Origin of the sequence: Paraburkholderia sp. JHI2823, assembly GCF_038900695.1 — a bacterium.
Lineage (GTDB): Bacteria > Pseudomonadota > Gammaproteobacteria > Burkholderiales > Burkholderiaceae > Paraburkholderia > Paraburkholderia mimosarum.
On sequence record NZ_JAYMRY010000014.1, the window covers coordinates 51,913 to 70,423 of the forward strand.

Consider the following 18,511-nt stretch of genomic DNA (forward strand, 5'->3'; position numbering starts at 1 on the left):
TCGAACGTGTCCCCGCATTGACAATGCCGCAGGTGCCCCATAAGATGAATTCAGAATGCACCTCTTGACATCCCCCTATGAGCAATACTCCGGCCAAGGCCCCGAAGGCACCCCGGCGCACCGCCCTGCGCCAGACCACCTTAAGCGAAACGATTTACTCGGAAATCCGCACACGTCTGCAGCGCGGCACAATCGGCATCGATGACCGCATTCTGGACTACGAGATCGCTGACGAATTCAACTGCACGCGTATGCCCGTGCGCCAGGCTTTGTTGCGACTCGTCAACGAGGGGTATCTGGTCGGTACTTTCCGGGGCTTTATTGTGCCGACTCTTATGCCTGACGACGTTCGCGAGATTTTTGAAGTGCGTCGACTGCTTGAGCCGAGCGCCGCGGCTAGCGCGGCGGCCACGATTGACGAGAATTGCGTTGATGCAATGAAGCGTGCCTACCAGCAGGCACGCAAGGCCTGTACAAAAAAAGACGGCGATTCAATGATCGAAGCCAATGTGGCGTTTCGCGATGCATGGCTCGGCGCAGTTCGCAATTCGCGTCTCCAGGATGCGATCCGCCGTTTTGCAGATCATGCTCAGCAGGTGCGACTTCACACGCTGAGGGATCACGCAACGCAAAAGATAGTCGTCGATGGCATGAAAGCCATCCTTGACGGTTTTAACGACCGTGATCCCGCACGAATCCGTTCCGCGATGCTCGATTTCATTACCGGCGCCGAACACCGCTACTTCATGTCGCTGAACCGTGAAAATTGATTGCGTCTCTGGGGACGCCCCGGCGTCGCAGGGCAGCCTGTCACCGAAGTCCAGCACAGGCTCTTCGCCGCAATCTACACCCCAGAGATAAATCGTCCAAAGGTACCGTTGTGATAGACCAGATTTGGCGCAGTATCGGCCTGATCTGCGGGGAGGGCAACATGCTCGACCCTGCCAATCACGACCAGATGACTGCCATGGGCCACAGTCTTCTCTACGCGGCAGGCAAAGGCGACAAGTGAGTCATCGAGCACCGGTACGCCCTCGGGTGAAAGATGCCACTGGCCAAACCCGAACCGGGAAGTCTGGTCGTGCCCGCTCATGCCACCAAACGCCCGCGCGAGCGCTTCGTGATGCACTGACAGCACATTGACCGTGAAAGGTATTCCGGTCGCCACCAGTTTTCCAACCGAACTGGACTGATTGATACAGGCGAGTAACGACGCGGGCTCCGCCGAAACAGAACATACCGCCGTGGCGGCAATTCCAGCGGGCGTACCATCAGGCTGGAGTGCGACCAATACCGTTACGCCTCCCGCGAGATGGCGCATGGCCTGCTTGAATGAAAGTGTATCGGCGGGCGTCATCGTATGATGCACTTGCTGCAGTTGCAGGTTGGGTTGCATGGCTGTCGCCCTCATTCGGTACGCAGTCCGGCGGCGCGCATTAGGGGGATTACACGCTCGCAAAAATACGGCAACTCGTCCGCATAGTTGACAAACGTGAGCGCAGCACCACCGAAGCCGGCTTCATGCATGCGTACCATTTCGGCGACAATCTGCTCAGGAGTACCAACCAGCGGGTAGCTTCCGGCGCCTGCAGCAAACCGCTGCCGGTATCGGCGGTACGCCTCGTCATCGTGGCTGTTGGAGAACTCCTTTTTCCGGCTCATGTGGTCCTCGACCGCAGCTTCGTCCACATGGCGAACCGAGTAATGATCATAGTATTCGCGAGCTTCCTTTTCCGTCTCGCGGCACACCACGTGGGCAACCGTGTAGACGCCGATATCACGTCCTGCGTTGCGACCTCGCTCGCGCATCTCGGCAACGTGCTGGCGCCCGGCCTCCAGGTCTGTAAACGTCGTAAAAAGATAGTCGCAATGCCGGGCAGCAAACTCACGGCCGGGGGGCCCGAACGCGGCATTCATGGTTATCGGGCGCGGGCTTTGGAGCGCCGCCGGTCGGGTAACCGCCTGCTTGAGGTGATAGAAGTCGCCAGAATAGTCAAACGGTGCCGATTCGGTGTAAAGGCGCGTGATGATCTCGGCCCATTCCCCCGCCTGGGCATAGGGGGTGTCGGTAAGGGTGGCACCAAACATCGCGAATTCTTCCGGGTTCCACCCGCACACGATGTTCAAGCCGGCGCGGCCGTGACTGATATGGTCCACCGTGGCAAGCGCCTTCGCGGCATACAGGGGGTGCACGAGCGGCACGTGCACGGTCATGAACAGGGCGATACGCTGCGTCACCGCCGCGAGGCCAGCCGCAAACGTAAAGGTTTCAAATGACCACTCGCGCGCCCGTGTTGCACCACCAAACCCCTTCCACCGGGCAATTGGCAGAAAGAAGTCGATGCCGCCGCGATCGGCGATGATGGCCGCGCGCTGTATGTCGTCCCACTGTGCAGTCCATCTTTCCGGCACTGTGGTGAACGATAGTCCACCGTCGGCATTCGCCGAAAAGACGCCGATCTTGAATGGGGCGGAACTGCGCATCGGGTTGGTAACGAGCGTGCTCATCGTGTCTCCTTTCTGTAGCAGGCGGGTACTGCATGCAAAACCATGGTACCGGTCATTGGGTAGTGCACATTGCGGCCATCGAAGGGCGGCGACGCTTCGTAGTCACGTCGCATTTCGGTCCTGACAGGCGAATGCAGAGCCTGCGTCAGTGCCTCCGGACCCTCGAAGACGACCTTGTTTCGTTGTACAAACGTTTCCCGCCGAGCGGAAAGCGAGGTCATCCAGTCCAGCCGCGTATAGATTTCCACCAGCCGGATATCTGGAAGCCGAAACATCAACGGTAGATGGTGGTCCAGATAGTGACCAAGCCAGGTATCGTAGCTTTCGGGCGCGCCCTCGTAGCCGACCAGGTACGCACAATGCCGGGGAGGCACGGCACCATTGCGCTTGACTGGATGGCTTCGAACCACCATTGCCTGCTGGGTAACGTCGGCACCGGCGAGCCACGTGAAGGCAAGGGGATCAAGCAATGCTTGCAGTGCGCCGCTGCGACGCGAAGCCGATTCCAGCGAATCCAGCCCATCGAAGTAGCACTGCAAAACAAGTGATGGAGGACCGTCATCCTTCAGATACGGGTCGGAGGCCGCTGTTGGCACATGGAGCACGGCATCGGACAACCCGGGCACTGCTGCGACACACGATGCGAAGTCGCCGGGTAACAGCGGACCCGCGTCGGACGAAAGCCTGTACGTCAGGAAAAGAGAAAGCACCATCGCTCCGCGTCCTGTCTTGACCAGCGCCAGGGCTCGCCGGTCTGTGGGTAACCATCTCGACAAACTGAATTCTGAATTTAGAACGAAGACTATGGGATCGCCATTTCGAAGTCAAGCGCAATTCCATCGCGCGGCACCGTTCAGCGAGATATTGCGCGGCAACAGTGGGATCTTGTACGCGTTAACCCGAGATCGGCCTGTTTGGTATTGATTGACATCTAAAGTTTACCTATCGTTGTGTTTCAAACAGAATTCAGAATGTTGAAAATCAACGAGGACTACCCAATGCTGTTCACTTCTCTGAAGTCGCGCCTGGATTCCCCGAATTCCGTCGACCTGATCTGGCTTGCGCTCGGGAGCGTCGCCATGGCGGAATTCGCGGCACACGCCCGGCCGGGCGCAGTCGTGCTGGATCTTCAGCACGGCCTTTGGGATCGCGCTTCCATGGAGTCGGCCATCGCGGTGATCGGCAAGCAGGTGCCCGTCATCGCGCGTTGCGCCGCTAACGGTGCGCACGAAATTGCTCAGGCGCTCGATGCGGGCGCCGCATCCATACTGGTTCCGCTCGTCGAGACTGCCGACGATGCTCGTCGCGCGGTCGAGTACGCCCGGTATCCTCCGCTGGGGAAACGCTCGGCTGGTGGAGTCCGTCCCTTGCTTCACGGCATGGAGACGATGATCGAGTCGGGATTGCAGGTAGCAGTAGGAGTCCTGATCGAAACGGTGACTGGCATCGAAAACGCCGATGCCATCGCGGCCGTACCCGGCATCGATTACCTGTTCATCGGCACGGGCGATCTGTCGCTTTCGCGCGGCACAGCGGACCCGCACACGATCGGACGCGACTGCGATCGTGTGCGGGCTGCCGCCAGGGCCCACGGGTTGCCTTGCGGAATTTATACCCGCGACGCAGAGGCGACACGCGAAGCCTTTGCGCAAGGGTATCGCATGGCTGTAGCGGCCAACGACATCGACCTGATCAAGCAAGGCTTCCGTGTCGCACATGATGCCGCACTGAAATAGCCCGGTACGAAGGCACCGCTTCAATCGGCTACGCAACACCTGGCACAAGCGCCTTGGCGCTCATCGACGTGGGGTGCCAACGTCGCATCGACAAAATCCAGACAAAGACATGAGGAGACCTACGCATGAGTTCCACCCAAAGCACATCGAGTTCGTTTTCGGCCGCAGGCGCGGATCCTGGCCGATTACTCTTTTCGAAGATCGCATGGCGTTTGATGCCCTTTCTGTTCGCCTGCTACCTGGTGGCGCAGATCGACAGGATGAATGTCGCGTTCGCCAAACTGGAAATGCTGGACAACCTGGGTTTCTCCGAAGCCGTGTACGGCGTTGGGGCGGGCGTTTTCTTTATCGGCTACTTCCTGTTTGAGGTTCCAAGCAACCTGTTGCTTCGGCGCTATGGCGCTCACCGATGGATCGCGCGCATCATGATTTCGTGGGGCGCGGTATCTGCGTGCATGATGTTCGTCCAGACACCCCTTCAGTTCTATGTCATGCGATTCCTGCTCGGTGTTGCCGAAGCCGGCTTTTTCCCCGGGGTCATTTATTACCTGACCGACTGGTTTACCCGTGAGTACCGCGCACGGATCACCGCCATCCTCATGACGGCGATCGCGGTCTCCGGCGTGATTGTCGGGCCGATCTCAGGGGCTATCCTGCATTCCATGGGGGGGCACGGTGGCATTGCGGGGTGGCAATGGTTATTCCTGCTGGAGGGCGTGCCCTCCGTGGTTCTCGGCGTGGTGACGTTATTCTGGCTTCCGCCTTCACCGGCCCGCGCAACGTTCCTCAGTCAGGGCGAAAAGCAGCTTCTGGCGGCGCGAATTGCCGAAGAGCGAACGACTGTCGATGATGTGCCCGTGCGGTCGCTACTTCTCTCCCCTCGTCTATGGATTTTTTCCGCGCTGTACGCGAGTTACGGGATGTCTTTTTTCGGCTTCGTCTTCTGGCTGCCGACCATCATCAAGTCGTCGGGAGTCAAGGACCCACTTTCGATCGGCCTGTTGTCAGCCATTCCCTGGGCTGTCGCCGTTATCGCCATGTTCATGGTCGCGGCCTGGGTGGACCGCCGCCAGAACCCACGGCCGGCGCTCATCGTGCTTTCGCTTCTCGCAGCCATCGGCTGGGTAGCAAGCCCGGCCGTATCGGGCAGTGTCCCGCTTTCGCTGGCCGTGCTCAGTCTGGCGATGTTCGGCTTGATGGCATCGCTGCCGGTGTTCTGGAATCTGCCGATCGCCGTCTGGCAAGGCGGCGCGAGCGCGATAGCGATCGCCATCATCACCTCCATCGGCAATCTGCCGGGCCTCTTTTCTCCCTCTATCGTCGGCTGGATAAAGACGGTCACGGGTCGTATGGACTCGGCAATGTACATGTTCGCAGCAGCGTCCCTTGTCGGGGTGATTTTGCTTGCGATTCCGTGCGGAAACAAAACCCCAGGTGCGAAATGAAGTCACGCACGGACTCACTCGACCAAGGAGACTGAAATGGCTTACCCACCCATCGTCATCGCGCTCATCGAGGCCCTCGGCGCAGATGTGGTCAGTCTGCGCGAAACGATCGCGGGGCGTCGCTGGGCGGACTGGAGCGGAGAGCCCGCTGATATACCGCTTGCTCTGCTGCGCCCACGTTCCACCGCCCAGCTGAGCGAAGCGATGTCGATCTGCACGCTCTACTGCCAGCCGGTCGTTGTACAGGGAGGGCTGACGGGCCTCGCAGGAGGGGCGTGTACACGCGCCAGCGATGTTGCGATAAGCCTGGAGCGCATGACCCGCATCTGCGAAGTCGATCCGGTATCGGCGACGCTCACGGCCGAAGCGGGGGCGACGCTCGAATCCGTGCAGAATGCCGCGGCCGAGGCGGGATTGACGTTTCCGTTCGACCTTGGTGCGCGCGGTAGTTGCACGGTCGGCGGGAACCTCGCGACCAATGCGGGTGGCAATCGTGTCATCAAGTACGGCATGGCACGCGACCAGGTGCTCGGGCTGGAAGCGGTGCTGGCAAACGGCGACGTGATCGACAGTACGCACAAGATGGTCAAGAACAATACCGGTTACGATCTGCGCAACCTGATGATCGGTAGCGAGGGCACGCTCGGCATCATCACGCGCGTCGTCTTGCGCTTGCGGCCGCCGGCCAGCGCGGTGGCGACGGCATGGTGCGGCGTGGGAACCTACGAGTCAGTGACGGGGTTGTTGTCGCTTGCCCAGCGGCGGCTCCCGACGGGCGTGTCGGCGTTTGAGGTGATGTGGCCGAGCTTCGTCGACTATATGACGACACATGTCCCAGACATTCGCAATCCGCTCGACGAGCGGCACAACTTTCATGTGCTGATGGAATCGGTTGGCACGACTGAACCCGAGCACCAGGAAGTCTTCCAGTGTTTCCTCGAGGAAGCGCTCGAGGAAGGGTTGATCGAAAACGCCGCGCTTGCGCAGTCAAAAGGCGATGCAGCCGAGTTCTGGCGGATCCGGGATTCCACGGCGGAATTTCCCGTTCTGATGCCAGACCTGATTGCATTCGACGTCAGCTTTTCGATTGCCGACATTGGCAGGGCGGCACAGGAATGCGACGCGGCCCTCCGCAATACCTGGCCATCCAGCACGGTGCTGACCTACGGGCACCTCGGCGACGGGAATCTGCACCTTATCGTGCAGGTTCCCGGAGCCGATGCGGCAACGGTCGATGCCGTCGAAAATCTCGTCTACGGGATCGTGCGCGACTATCGTGGCTCGGTCTCCGCCGAACACGGAATTGGTTCCAAAAAGCGCGATGTACTCGGTCATACGCGCAGCGTGGCGGAGCTTGCGGCAATGCGCGCGATCAAGGCGGCACTCGATCCGCACAATATTCTGAATCCCGACAAGGTTCTTCCGGCCTGAAGCTGGCGCTGAGTCTGCGTCGCATTCAATCAGCGCGGGCCGCAACCCGGCCCTCCCTGGGAGCCCAGGCAACAATCGACTTCCCTCTGCACAACGGGTGACGAGTGTCACCGTCGGATGCCGTCACGCGTTCGGTGACCGTCTCCCGATATCGGCGGCCGTATTTGGGGCGGCAGCGCATGCTCCACGTCGCCGGTTCTGACTCGTTCGTCCTAGAATGAACTCAGAGGTGCATCATGAATCGCGGACGCGTCTTCGGGCTACTGTGCGGCGCCATCCTTGCCGGTTGCGTATCGGCGGGTGTCGAAGTGAGGCCCGAACAGATGGCCGACTTCAAGCACGGCGTGACGCGCCTGCAGGACGTCATCGCCGCGCTCGGCCCGGCGTCGGTGGAAACTGCGCTGGACGACGGCTCGACGCTGCTCGTCTACACCTACGTGACGTCGCGCCCCCACCCGGAAAACTATCTGCCGTTCATCGGAGCACTTGTCGGCGGCGCCGACACGCACTCGTCCGCGGCCGTGTTTCTGTTCGATTCACGCGGCCTGCTCAAGAGCGCGAACACCACGAGCACGAACGTCGGCACCGGCGTGAGCAGCGGCGCCCACACGGCTCAACCCAACGCGCCCGTGCGAAGCTCGGAACCGTCCGTTGTGACCAGGGACGCCCAGCCGGCGGCCGTGCAGAGCGTCGAACCGATGGAAGAGGACGACGTCGGGCCAGCGATGCAATCGCCCGTCGAGCGGCAACCGCAAGACGGTGCTCCGCCGGAGCCCGTTGATTAGCCGGGCACTCGCCGGAAACGACATCGCCGGATCGTCGAGGCCGCATCACCATCGCGTCGGTTGCGCAAGCGGCGTCAGAAACCCATTAAGTCGGGCGCGGCGCTGCCGTCAGCGCTCGCGTCATCAGGGCGATTGCCGCTGTCTTACTGGCCGGACCGGCCGGAATGCGTCTGTCGAGCGCCAGCATGGCCAATCCCCTGCCTGGGCGATCCCGTACAATAATCGCCCTCCCTCCGTCGACAGCCCGCATCTTTGCGCCGCGCCACATCGCCATGAACCTCAATATCGAACATGCTCTCGCGACTGCCCAACAGCACTGCGCGGCCGGGCGATTCGACGATGCATCGACACTGCTGCACACGATTCTGGCGAACGTTCCGGATCACGGCGAAGCGCTCGAGGGCCTCGGTTACATTGCAGCCGGACAGGGCGATCATGCCCGCGCGGCAGACTATCTGATACGGGCATCGGCCCACCTGTCCATGTCCGCGGAGCAGATGCACTTCGCCGCCAAGGTCTGCCAGGTGGCGCAGCGCCACGAAGACGCCATAGCGCTATTCGAGCGCTGTCTCGCCGGATCCCCTGGCCATGTAGCCTCGATGCACGGCGCCGCGATGTCGCTGATACAACTCGGTGAACACGAGCGCGCACGCGAGCTGCTGGTGCGACTGTGCAAGATCCAGCCGCAATCGGCCGAGGCGCAATACAACCTGGGCACGCTGCTCGGGACGATGGAGCGCCACCAGGACGAAATGGATGCCTATCGCCGGGCAATCGCAATCAATCCGCGTTTCGTGCGCGTGTACGTCAATCTCGGGGTCGCGCTGCGCGAGCTGGGGCGCTTCGACGAGGCGCTGCTTCAATTCAAGAAAGCGCTCGCGCTCGATCCGAACGATGCCGGCGCGCGCACCAATCGTGCCCAGACCAATCTGCTGCTGGGGGAATTCGAACACGGCTGGCGCGAATACGAATGGCGTTGGCGCGACGGAACGCAAACCCACGGTTTTCCGCCGGGTACGCAATGGACTGGCGCTCAACCGGTAGCCGGCAAGACGATTTTCGTTCATCACGAGCAAGGGCTCGGTGACACGCTGCAATTCGTGCGCTTCGTGGATCGACTCGGTGCGGCCGGCGCTCGCGTCGTGCTGCGCGTTCAGGATGTGCTGCTGCGGCTTCTCGAGGATTATCCTGGTGCGGCCGAAGTCATTGGCGAGCGCGCGGAGGTGCCGCGTTTCGACTACCACATCCCACTGCTGAGCCTGCCGTTTGCGCTCAAGGCTCGGGCAACCGACCTCGGGGTGCCAGGTGCTTATCTGCACGCCGATGCGGCGCTCGCGTCGCAGTGGGACGATGTGTTCGCGGGCGTTGGCAGGCGGCCCAGGATCGGGATCGTCTGGTCGGGCAGCCGGACGCATCTGAACGATCGCAAACGGTCGATGGCGCTCGATCAACTGATGCCGTTGCTCGATGCCAACGCGGATTGCTTCGCGCTGCAACCGGATGTCCGCGAAAGGGATCGCGCGGCCCTCGCGCAGCTCGATCAGCGCGGGGTGCTGCGCGATGTTTCGGCGCGGCTCACCACGTTCGCCGAGACCGCCGCGCTGATCGCGCGCCTCGACCTCGTCATCAGCGTCGATACGGCTGTCGCGCATCTGGCTGGGGCGCTCGGAAAGCCAGTATGGATTGCCTTGCCGTTCATGCCGGACTGGCGGTGGCAACTGAAGCGAAACGATAGTCCCTGGTATGCGCAGGCGCGGCTATTCAGGCAGCCCGCGCAAGGCGACTGGGCGGCCGTGGTCGCCGCGCTGCGCGCCGCGATCGACGGCTTGCCGGGCGCCTGAGCCGCACCCGAGGAGCATGGGGCGCAACGGTTGCCGTCGCGATCGATAGCTTTGAAATGCCGGTCGCCCGCCTGTTCATATCTCTCCGATTGTTCGGCTGATCTTGCCAGTCAATTCGCGCCAGGCCGCTTTATCCGGCCGGCGCGGACCTCTACATTCACACTCAACGCCGGCCGATTGCCTCGTGCAAGTCCAGACGCCGGTTTCAATCGATGATGCAACTTACGTTGAGGTGAACAGAATGGGCAAGCTTTCAGGAAAGGTGGCCGTTGTCACGGGCGCGTCGAAAGGCATCGGCGCCGGCATTGCGAAGGCGCTCGCGGCAGAAGGGGCTTCGGTGGTCGTGAACTACGCGAGCAGCAAGGCAGGCGCCGATGCGGTCGTGTCCGCGATCACCGCGGCCGGCGGCAAGGCGGTTTCCGCAGGCGGCGACGTGGCGAAAGCTGCCGACGCGCAAGGCATCGTCGACACGGCGATCGAAACTTACGGTCGCCTCGACATCCTGGTGAACAACTCCGGCGTCTACGAGTTCGCGCCGATCGAGGAGTTCACGGAGGCGCAATACCGCAGGCAGTTCGACACGAACGTGCTTGGCGTCCTGCTCACCACGCAGGCGGCGGTCAAGCATCTCGGCGAGGGCGCGAGCATCATCAACGTCAGCTCGGTCGTGACGACGATCACCCCGCCGACTACCGCTGTCTATAGCGGCACGAAGGGCGCGGTGGATGCGATCACCGGTGTGCTCGCACGCGAGCTGGGGCCGAGGAAAATCCGCGTGAACGCGATCAATCCCGGCGTGATCGTCACCGAGGGTGCGCAAAGTGTCGGGGTCATCGGTTCGGACTTCGAGACCCATGCAATCAGCCAGACGCCACTCGGCCGCGTGGGGCAGCCGGACGATATCGCGTCGGCCGTGGTTTTCCTCGCATCGGACGATGCGAGATGGCTCACGGGCGAACGTATCGTCGCGAGCGGCGGCATGCGTTAAGGCGGGTTGACGATCGACCTGCTTCGGGTTGAACGGGCACGTTCGGCGACCGCCGCCGAACGTGCCCGTTTGCGTTGAATCTGTGCAAACCACCGTCCAGGTGCTCCTTTCCGGTTGGCCGAAGCCTCCGCTAGTCGCGCGCGGAAAGCATCCGGCGCGTCGGCAAATCAGCAAGCGGCGCCGCGGATCGCGCGTTACAGGCGATAATGTGCCGCATGAGATCGACCTGAGGAACGGAGAACGCATGGCAAAGCAAGGATTCACCACCGGTATCGTCCACAGCGACAGAATCGCGGGCGCGGAGCACGGCAGCCTCCGGCAGCCGATTCATACGTCCGTACAGTATGGTTTCGAGCGCGTCGAGGATCTGATCGGCGTGTTTCAAGGCACGAAGAAAGGCGGCTTCAACTACGCGCGGCAGGGCACCCCCACGACGGCCGCGCTCGAGCGCAAGATCACCGCCCTGGAAGAAGGCACCGGAACCATCTGCTTCAGCACGGGCATGGCGGCTATCACGGCGACGTTCCTCACGCTGCTGCGCGCGGGCGATCATCTCGTATCGAGCCGTTATGTGTTCGGCAACACCAACAGCCTGTTCGGCACGCTGCGCACGCTTGGCATCGAGGTCACGACCGTTGATGCGAGCGACGCCGAAAACGTGAAGAACGCGATCCGGCCGAATACGCGCATGGTGTTCGTCGAAACCATCGCGAATCCGGGCACGCAGATTCCCGACCTGCAGGGCATCGGCAACGCCTGTCGTGAGCGCGGCATTGCATACGTCGTCGACAACACGATCACATCGCCAGCGTTGTTCAAGCCGAAGGCGGTCGGCGCGAGCCTCGTCATCAACTCGTTGACGAAGACCATCGCGGGCCACGGCGCCGCGCTCGGCGGCGCAGTGACCGATACGGGCCTGTTCGACTGGAGCGCGTATCCGAACATCGCCGATGCCTATCGGCAAACGGCGGCAAAGGATCAGGGGCTCATGCAGATCCGCAAGAAAGGCCTGCGGGACATGGGGGCGTCGCTGTCGTCCGAGCAGGCGCACTCGATCGCGATGGGCGCGGAAACCCTCGCCTTGCGCGTGAAGCAAAGCAGCGACAATGCGCTCGCACTCGCGCAGTTTCTCGAAGGGCACGACGCGATCGGCAAGGTGTTCTATCCGGGCCTGAAAAGCCATCCGCAATACGAAGTCGCGCAGGCGCTGTTCAAAGGCGCGTCATGGCTGCTGTCGTTCGAATTGCGCAACGCTCAGCGCATGATCGATGTCGTCAACGCGCTCAAGCTGCCGATCAAGGCGACGGGGCTCGGCGACACACGCACGCTCATCATTCCCGTCGCGCCGACGATCTTTTTCGAAGCCGGTGCAGAAACACGCAAGGCGATGGGCATATCCGACGGGATGCTGCGGCTGTCCGTCGGCATCGAGGAAATCGACGACCTGATCGAGGACTTCTCGCAAGCGCTGAAGCTTGCTGCCTGACGCGCGGATCTTCGCCAGGTGAATGGGGCGAGCGCGTCGAACGATATCGGCGCGCTCGAAGTGCAAACCCGCGCAACGCGGGTTTCAGGCTACGACAAAAATCACCGCGCCAACGTCGCCCACCTGACTGAACAGTCGGACGAATCGATAGGTCTGCGCCTGTATCGTCATTTCGTTGAGGCCCGACCGGGTGCTCTCGAGTATCGCCCGTACCACGGATTCCGGAACTGCCCCGAGGTGCGCCCAGTCTTCCTGGGACTCGGCGGGGTCGCCCAGATGGACCTCGCTTCTCCCGTTCTTCGCGCGCACGAAGATCAGGCTGCCGCCCTTGTCCAGCGCAAGTTCGAGGTACTCCGACAAGGTTGCCAACGCTTCCGCGTCGACATCGAGGGCTTCACGTGAGTTCGCAGTCATAGGTCGCCACGCTGGTTGCGGTTTTACCCCTTATCGTACCCCTGCTCCCGCGATATGTGGCCGGGAGTGGCACGGCCAACTCAGTGGTGCAATCCAAACATACTGTGCCAGATCGCACTGAAGAGGTTCGCTTGCGGGCGATCGCCGGATTTCGAGGACTCGTCGTTGCCCGCATCTCCGGGTTTCGAATGCGCGCCAGGCTCCGCGCCATTGCGCGCCGTGGCGCTGTCCGCCGGTTGGGACGCCGCGGTCTCGCGCGACCCGGTCTGGCGCGACCCGGTCTGGCGCGACAAATGCAATTCGACCGCGCCATCGGCAATGCGCGCAGCCAGTTCGGACTCGCAGTCGCCGCCGAGCAGCACACCGAATACGACGTCACGGTTGTAGCCCTGCTCGGCGAAGCGCATTGCCAGGCTGACATGGCGCGCGTACTCCGCCTGGCGTGCTGCCTCCTCCTCGCGCGCCGCTTCTTCGCGCTCACGGACGAGGCGCCCCATTTCCTCGGCATAGACCGCGTCGTAGACACGGCGCTGCGGCGGGTCCGAGAGAATCGTGTATGCCTCCTTGATCTCCTGGAATTGCGCATGTGCGGCGGCTTCGCGTCCCATATTGCGGTCGGGATGCGCTTTCATCGCGGCCCTGCGGTAGGCCCGCTTGATTTCCTCGTCGCTCGCGTCGTCGCGCACGCCCAGCAGGTCATACAAGGTCGCCATGGTTCGCAAAGATTGAAGTGGAATCGGGTCGATCGTAGCATGGCGCGCGAAGGCATGAATTACCAAAATCGTGGCGCCCAATCCTAAATGCGCAGTTCGCGTTTGCCGTATTGTGCTATTCGAAGCCATCAATCCTGTACTGACGATATGTCGTGTGAACAATCCACGGCATGGACGTCGGGCCGAGACAGGGTTCTTTGCCGCGCTACGCGGGATGAAGCAAGCATGATGCGTCGGTAACGAGCCGTATCTGCCCAGTCATCGTGGCCACGCCTGCACGCCAGAGCCTTCGGCCAGGACAAACTGATTTCTGGCCGGATATCTGTTGCATGAGGCGCTTGCCCGCCACGCACGGATCACCAGGGCGAAATTATTTTCATCATATCCTTAGGATCTCTTATGAATGACATTGCAGGATACGACTTCGAAGACCTGGCACCGGGCATGAGTGCGAGCTTCGCCAAGACGATTACCGATGCGGACATCGTGCTGTTTGCCGGCGCATCGGGAGACAACAACGCGGTGCACATCGACGATGAGTTTTCGCGCAATACGCCTTTCAAGGGGCGCATCGCGCACGGCATGCTGACGGCGAGTTTCATTTCTGCGGCAATCGCCGGCCGACTGCCCGGCCCCGGCACGATTTATCTCGGACAGAGCCTGCGCTTCAAGGCGCCGGTGAGGCCGGGCGATACCGTTACGGCAACCGTGACGGTGCGGGAACTGATTCCCGGCAAGCGCCGCGTCGTGCTGGACACCGTCTGCACGGTGCGCGGCAAGGTCGTCATCGAAGGCGACGCGCTCGTCATGCCCACGTCACGCGCAGATCGCAACATTAGCGCACATTCAGCAAGCGAACTCGCGACGGCGGATCTGGAGGGCTAATGAGCAATCACTTCAACATGCCAGACGAGGTCATGCACGGATTCTCCCGCTCGGCGAAAGACTTCATGAGCGCGTTGGCCGGCGTCCCCAAGGCCACGGCCATCGCGCCGGCGATCCTGCACCAGGCCGGTACGCGCTACTGGGGGCAGCAGTGGAACTTGTGGACGAGCATGCTGAACGGTTCTTCGGACGCGCAGACCGTCGAAGGCCAGGCGAGCCGCGATCAACGGTTCCGGGCCGACGAGTGGAGCAGCAACCGCTGGTACAGCCTGCTCAGGCAGAGCTATGTTGCCAATGCCGATTTGCTCGAAGAGCTGGTCGGCGCGACCGCGTACGGAGAGAGCGACAAGCACCGGCTGCGCTTTTTCATGCGCCAGTTCATCGATGCGGCCAGCCCCACGAATTACGCCGCGACGAATCCGGAAGCGATACGGGCAGCCATCGAGTCGAACGGCGAGAGCCTTCGCACCGGCATGAGCAACCTGCTCGGGGACCTCGCGCGCGGAACGATTACGATCACCGACGAGGCCGCCTTCGAGGTCGGTCATAACGTTGCTGCATCCGAAGGCGCGGTCGTCTTCGAGAACGACCTGTTCCAGCTGATCCAGTACACCCCGCTGACCACGCACGTGGCGAAGCGCCCCTTGCTGATCGTGCCGCCTTGCATCAACAAGTTCTACATTCTCGACCTTCAGCCGGACAACTCCTTTGTCCGCTTCGCCGTCGAGCAGGGACAAACGGTGTTCATGATGTCGTGGCGCAACGCCGACGCCGAGACGGCACAGACCACCTGGGATGACTATCTGGAAACCGGCGTGATGGAGGCGATCGATACCACGCTTGCCATCACCGGTGCGGACAAGGTCAATACGATTGGCTGGTGTGTCGGCGGCACGATCCTCTCCTCGGCGCTTGCCGTGATCCGCGCGCGCGAAGAAGACAAGGTCGCGAGCCTGACGCTGCTGACAACCATGCTCGACTTCACCGATCCGGGCGATCTCGGCGTGTTCATCGACGAGCAGACCGTGGTGCAGCGCGAACTATCGTTAGGCAGCGGCGGAATCTATCCGGGCCGCGAACTGGGCTTCGTGTTCCAGATGCTGCGCGCCAATGATCTCATCTGGCCTTACGTCATCAACAACTATTTGAAGGGTAAAAGTCCCGCTGCGTTCGACCTGCTCTACTGGAATTCGGACAGCACCAATCTGCCCGGCCCGATGTACGCCTGGTATCTGCGCAACATGTACCTCGAGAACAACCTGCGCGTGCCCGGAAAGCTCACGATGTGCGGCGTTCCGGTCGACCTGGGCCGCGTCGATATGCCGGCCTATGTGCTCGCGACCCAGGACGATCACATCGTTCCGTGGCAATCGGCGTGGCGCAGCACACAACTGCTTGGCGGCGACGTTCAGTTCGTGCTCGGGGCAAGCGGACACATCGCCGGCGTCATCAATCCGGCGACGAAGAACAAGCGGTGCTATTGGATCGACAGCGGGATCGACGGCGGGGCCGAGGGCGCTGCTACCGGCGATCATGAACGCGATGCCGATGAATGGTTCGCCTCAGCGCAGCGCGCGCCTGGAACCTGGTGGAATCACTGGATCGCGTGGCTGCAACCGCACGCAGGCGGAAAGGTCAAGGCGCGCGCGAAGCTGGGAAGCAGGCAGTTTCAGCCGATCGAGCCTGCACCCGGGCGTTACGTCAAGGCGCGTGCGGACTGAGCGCGCACGCGTCGCTCACCCGCGGCCTAGCGCGCGCCAGACGCGGTGAGCGTCAGCGTATGAACGGCCGCGCCCGGCACGAACGGCGCGGCGTCCCCATGCACCCACGCTTCATGCCCCGCGATGAAATACGGCGACATGGGGTTTCCCGACTGCCCCCCCGGCATCTCGAAGATGCCGTCCTTCTCCCGCCCCGGCGAGACGGCAAAACGCTCGGACGCGCCGAACGCCGGTGACTGCACGCGCGGCATGTTCGTGTCGCCGGGCAGCGGATCGCGCGGCGTGCCGAGCCATTCGCGCACCCAAGGCAGCCACGCCGGCAGCATCCGCACGAACGGATGCGCGATCGCCGAGCGATTGCGCTCGCCCCAGCGCGCATCTTCGAGTTTCGCGCCCTTCGGCAACTGCGCAATGGCGCGATCGATCCTGTCCAGCACGAACGCGCGCCAGTCCGCCAGGCCTTCCGGTATCCACGCGTGATGGTCGGCGAGCGTCTCCATCGTCGCTTCGCAACGCGTGTTCGCCGCGCGATAGCTGACTAGCGGCGCAACCTCGCTCATCTGCGTGTCTAGCGCGCCGAACCATGCGTCGTAAAGCGAGTAGTAGAACGCGCGCACCAGCCGGTAGCCGACCGCGTCGGCATCCGCGCGTCCATCCCACGCTTGAACGAGCCGCCTGAACTCCGCTCGCTCGGGATGGCCGCTGAGCGCGCGCGCATCGAGCGCGTCGAGCGCGATGCGTCGCCAGTATTCGATCCAAAGGGCGCGGTCGTCGGTCTGCACCGCGAGCATGTCGCGCTCGCTCGCATGCGGCAGCGCCAGCAGATCGTCGCGGATCTGCGTCGCGCGTGCGCCGAGATCGGTGCCCGCGTCGCCAATGCGTGCCGCCTCGTCTAGTGGCAGTGTCCGGTTGTTCGCGGTCCAGATGCGGCCGGCCGGCGGATCGACGCGAACCGGATACGCCTCGGGTGGCAGATACCCTTGCCAACCGGCATACGTGCTCGAGCCGAACGGAAAACCGGTGAGCGCCGCCGCGTTCACGTCGGCATCCAGGAAGCGCGGCAGCGGCCCGGCAAGCGTCCAGCCGATATGGCCTTGCGCGTCGGCCACCGTGAAGTTCTGCGTCGGCACGCCGAAGGTCTGCGCGGCGTGCAACGCGTCGGCAACGTTGGTGGCGCCTTCGAGCCGCATGAGGTTCATGTTGACTGCCTGCGGATCCTGCGCGACCCAATGCAAGGCATACGCATGCGGACCGACGACAAGCTGTGGTCCCCAGCGCGTTTGCACGACCGGCAGATCGACAGTTGCGCCGCCGTTCACGTCGAGGCGTTCGTGGATCACTTCCGCCTTCTCCCATCCGCCGCCGGGAACACGATAACGCAGCGGATCTGCCGGATCGCGTTGCAGTTCGACCAGATCGACGAAGCGGCCATAGCTGTTCGTGAACGCCCAGGCGATATGGCCGTTGCTGCCGGCCACGACAAGCGGCGTACCAGGCAAACTGACTCCCGTAATACGCCGCTCGCGGCCATCTGGCGCGGGATAAACCAGCGACAGCCGGTACCAGATGTTCGGCAACGACAGCCCGAGGTGCATGTCGCTCGCCACCAGCGCGCCGCCCTGCGCACCATGTGCGCCGTCGACCGCGAAGCCGTTGCTGCCGACCGTCGAGTCGACCGTGCCCGCAGCATCGACGAAACCGGACACACTGCTCGAAAGCCCGCTGCCTTCCGGCTCGGCATCGGCGGCGGAGGATCGCATGGTGTGCAGCCACGGCGGTACTATCGCGGGCAGCGCGGCGGACGGCGCCGCCGATGCGCCCGGCGCGTCGAGCGGCGCATCCCAATGGCTCGTCGCGGGCAGCAGGAACGCGAGCAGCCCGGCCGGGGCGCGCTCGCGCAACGCGGCGCGCGACAGCGCGCGCGTCACCTGCTCATACTGAAGGTCGAAGTACATCGCATAGACTGCGAGCAGTGTGTCCTCCGCGCGCCACGGGGCCGGTTGCGCGCGCAGCACCCAGTATTCGAACGGCCGCGCGCGAAGCGAGCGCAAGCCGTCGTTGACACCTGCCGTATAGCGTTCGATGACTTGCCGCTCGTTCGCGGGCAACGCGGCGAGCGCCGCCTGCGCGTGTTCGCGAAAACGCAAGGACCGGCCACGCCGATCGAGCGGGAGCGCCGCCGGTCCGATGAGCGCCGCCATCTCGCCGGCCGCCACCCGGCGCAGCAAATCCATCTGAAAGAAGCGGTCCTGCGCGTGGATAAAGCCGCTCGCGTACGCGACGTCGTCACGCGTGCGGCCCTGCACCGTCGGCACGCCGAGCGCGTCGCGCGCGATCGTCACGGTCGCGAAGAGCGGCGCCGCGCGCGTGCCGTCGAGTTGCGGCAGGCTGGCGCGCAATGTCAACCAGGCCGCCAGCACCGCGGCGGCCAGGACGATGACGACGATGGACAGCACGGTCAGCGGCCACGCGCGGCGCCGCTTTTGCGGAAAGAGGCTCGAACGGATCATTGCGGGTCGGGCGGGTCGTTGTTCATCGCTTCATGGCGCGGCAACCAG

Annotated in this window: 16 protein-coding genes; 10 read left to right on the forward strand and 6 right to left on the reverse strand. The window is 62.9% G+C overall.

What is annotated here, in order from left to right:
* The first annotated feature begins 77 nt into the window (after positions 1-77).
* Positions 78-770: a GntR family transcriptional regulator gene (locus VSR34_RS17265; RefSeq protein WP_342963030.1), complete on the forward strand. Its 693-nt coding sequence runs from the start codon at positions 78-80 to the stop codon at positions 768-770.
* A 74-nt stretch (positions 771-844) separates the two neighbouring features.
* Here the strand turns inward: VSR34_RS17265 and VSR34_RS17270 are convergent, their stop codons facing one another.
* Genes VSR34_RS17270 through VSR34_RS17280 form a run of 3 tightly spaced genes read right to left on the reverse strand, consistent with a single transcriptional unit; the run spans position 845 to position 3,221 of the window.
* On the reverse strand, positions 845-1,396 hold the full coding sequence (locus VSR34_RS17270; RefSeq protein WP_161635536.1) for a flavin reductase family protein: 552 nt from the start codon (positions 1,394-1,396) through the stop codon (positions 845-847).
* 11 nt (positions 1,397-1,407) lie between these two features.
* Positions 1,408-2,508 (reverse strand): LLM class flavin-dependent oxidoreductase, encoded by a 1,101-nt coding sequence (locus VSR34_RS17275; RefSeq protein WP_342963031.1) that lies wholly within the window; start codon positions 2,506-2,508, stop codon positions 1,408-1,410.
* Positions 2,505-3,221 (reverse strand): ethyl tert-butyl ether degradation protein EthD, encoded by a 717-nt coding sequence (locus VSR34_RS17280; RefSeq protein ID WP_342963032.1) that lies wholly within the window; start codon positions 3,219-3,221, stop codon positions 2,505-2,507. The genes VSR34_RS17275 and VSR34_RS17280 overlap by 4 nt, the downstream gene beginning before the upstream one ends.
* A 258-nt stretch (positions 3,222-3,479) precedes the next feature.
* On the opposite strand from VSR34_RS17280, the gene VSR34_RS17285 reads away from it, so the two are divergent.
* The 7 genes from VSR34_RS17285 to VSR34_RS17315 all read left to right on the forward strand — a co-directional run bounded on the left by VSR34_RS17285 (position 3,480) and on the right by VSR34_RS17315 (position 12,220).
* Positions 3,480-4,244 carry an aldolase/citrate lyase family protein gene (locus VSR34_RS17285; protein WP_342963033.1) on the forward strand — a complete coding sequence of 255 codons (765 nt, stop codon included), beginning with the start codon at positions 3,480-3,482 and terminating at the stop codon, positions 4,242-4,244.
* A 125-nt stretch (positions 4,245-4,369) separates the two neighbouring features.
* Positions 4,370-5,689 (forward strand): MFS transporter, encoded by a 1,320-nt coding sequence (locus VSR34_RS17290; RefSeq protein ID WP_028231422.1) that lies wholly within the window; start codon positions 4,370-4,372, stop codon positions 5,687-5,689.
* 87 nt (positions 5,690-5,776) lie between these two features.
* A complete protein-coding gene (locus VSR34_RS17295; protein ID WP_342963034.1) occupies positions 5,777-7,120 on the forward strand; it encodes an FAD-binding oxidoreductase in 1,344 nt (447 codons plus the stop codon).
* A 236-nt stretch (positions 7,121-7,356) separates the two neighbouring features.
* On the forward strand, positions 7,357-7,905 hold the full coding sequence (locus VSR34_RS17300) for a hypothetical protein (protein ID WP_028212806.1): 549 nt from the start codon (positions 7,357-7,359) through the stop codon (positions 7,903-7,905).
* A gap of 272 nt (positions 7,906-8,177) precedes the next feature.
* Entirely contained in the window at positions 8,178-9,746 is a 1,569-nt protein-coding gene (locus VSR34_RS17305) for a tetratricopeptide repeat-containing glycosyltransferase family protein (protein ID WP_342963035.1), read from the forward strand.
* 241 nt (positions 9,747-9,987) lie between these two features.
* A complete protein-coding gene (locus VSR34_RS17310) occupies positions 9,988-10,734 on the forward strand; it encodes a glucose 1-dehydrogenase (RefSeq protein WP_342963036.1) in 747 nt (248 codons plus the stop codon).
* 244 nt (positions 10,735-10,978) lie between these two features.
* Positions 10,979-12,220, forward strand: coding sequence for a cystathionine gamma-synthase family protein (locus VSR34_RS17315; protein ID WP_342963037.1), 1,242 nt, complete (start codon positions 10,979-10,981; stop codon positions 12,218-12,220).
* Positions 12,221-12,304: 84 nt separating this feature from the next.
* Here the strand turns inward: VSR34_RS17315 and VSR34_RS17320 are convergent, their stop codons facing one another.
* A complete protein-coding gene (locus tag VSR34_RS17320; protein ID WP_342963038.1) occupies positions 12,305-12,634 on the reverse strand; it encodes a hypothetical protein in 330 nt (109 codons plus the stop codon).
* An 80-nt stretch (positions 12,635-12,714) separates the two neighbouring features.
* Positions 12,715-13,347: a J domain-containing protein gene (locus VSR34_RS17325; protein WP_342963039.1), complete on the reverse strand. Its 633-nt coding sequence runs from the start codon at positions 13,345-13,347 to the stop codon at positions 12,715-12,717.
* Between the two features lie 399 nt (positions 13,348-13,746).
* Between VSR34_RS17325 and VSR34_RS17330 the strand changes: the two genes are divergently transcribed.
* Both VSR34_RS17330 and phaC read left to right on the forward strand, forming a co-directional pair.
* Positions 13,747-14,232 (forward strand): MaoC family dehydratase, encoded by a 486-nt coding sequence (locus VSR34_RS17330; RefSeq protein ID WP_342963040.1) that lies wholly within the window; start codon positions 13,747-13,749, stop codon positions 14,230-14,232.
* On the forward strand, positions 14,232-15,953 hold the full coding sequence (phaC, locus tag VSR34_RS17335; RefSeq protein WP_342963041.1) for a class I poly(R)-hydroxyalkanoic acid synthase: 1,722 nt from the start codon (positions 14,232-14,234) through the stop codon (positions 15,951-15,953). The genes VSR34_RS17330 and phaC overlap by 1 nt, the downstream gene beginning before the upstream one ends.
* Before the next feature lie 26 nt (positions 15,954-15,979).
* Here phaC and VSR34_RS17340 read toward each other — a convergent pair whose 3' ends face one another.
* Positions 15,980-18,463 (reverse strand): penicillin acylase family protein, encoded by a 2,484-nt coding sequence (locus VSR34_RS17340; protein WP_342963042.1) that lies wholly within the window; start codon positions 18,461-18,463, stop codon positions 15,980-15,982.
* Positions 18,464-18,511 lie beyond the last annotated feature (48 nt).

What these genes read in the sequence shown, in the direction of transcription:
- VSR34_RS17275 (WP_342963031.1), bottom strand. Translation starts at nt 2,508, where the DNA reads ATGAGCACGCTCGTTACCAACCCGATGCGCAGTTCCGCCCCATTCAAG.
- VSR34_RS17330 (WP_342963040.1), top strand. Translation starts at nt 13,747, where the DNA reads ATGAATGACATTGCAGGATACGACTTCGAAGACCTGGCACCGGGCATG.
- VSR34_RS17320 (WP_342963038.1), bottom strand. Translation starts at nt 12,634, where the DNA reads ATGACTGCGAACTCACGTGAAGCCCTCGATGTCGACGCGGAAGCGTTG.
- VSR34_RS17265 (WP_342963030.1), top strand. Translation starts at nt 78, where the DNA reads ATGAGCAATACTCCGGCCAAGGCCCCGAAGGCACCCCGGCGCACCGCC.
- VSR34_RS17270 (WP_161635536.1), bottom strand. Translation starts at nt 1,396, where the DNA reads ATGCAACCCAACCTGCAACTGCAGCAAGTGCATCATACGATGACGCCC.
- phaC (WP_342963041.1), top strand. Translation starts at nt 14,232, where the DNA reads ATGAGCAATCACTTCAACATGCCAGACGAGGTCATGCACGGATTCTCC.
- VSR34_RS17290 (WP_028231422.1), top strand. Translation starts at nt 4,370, where the DNA reads ATGAGTTCCACCCAAAGCACATCGAGTTCGTTTTCGGCCGCAGGCGCG.
- VSR34_RS17325 (WP_342963039.1), bottom strand. Translation starts at nt 13,347, where the DNA reads ATGGCGACCTTGTATGACCTGCTGGGCGTGCGCGACGACGCGAGCGAC.
- VSR34_RS17315 (WP_342963037.1), top strand. Translation starts at nt 10,979, where the DNA reads ATGGCAAAGCAAGGATTCACCACCGGTATCGTCCACAGCGACAGAATC.
- VSR34_RS17280 (WP_342963032.1), bottom strand. Translation starts at nt 3,221, where the DNA reads ATGGTGCTTTCTCTTTTCCTGACGTACAGGCTTTCGTCCGACGCGGGT.
- VSR34_RS17340 (WP_342963042.1), bottom strand. Translation starts at nt 18,463, where the DNA reads ATGATCCGTTCGAGCCTCTTTCCGCAAAAGCGGCGCCGCGCGTGGCCG.
- VSR34_RS17310 (WP_342963036.1), top strand. Translation starts at nt 9,988, where the DNA reads ATGGGCAAGCTTTCAGGAAAGGTGGCCGTTGTCACGGGCGCGTCGAAA.
- VSR34_RS17300 (WP_028212806.1), top strand. Translation starts at nt 7,357, where the DNA reads ATGAATCGCGGACGCGTCTTCGGGCTACTGTGCGGCGCCATCCTTGCC.
- VSR34_RS17285 (WP_342963033.1), top strand. Translation starts at nt 3,480, where the DNA reads ATGTTGAAAATCAACGAGGACTACCCAATGCTGTTCACTTCTCTGAAG.
- VSR34_RS17305 (WP_342963035.1), top strand. Translation starts at nt 8,178, where the DNA reads ATGAACCTCAATATCGAACATGCTCTCGCGACTGCCCAACAGCACTGC.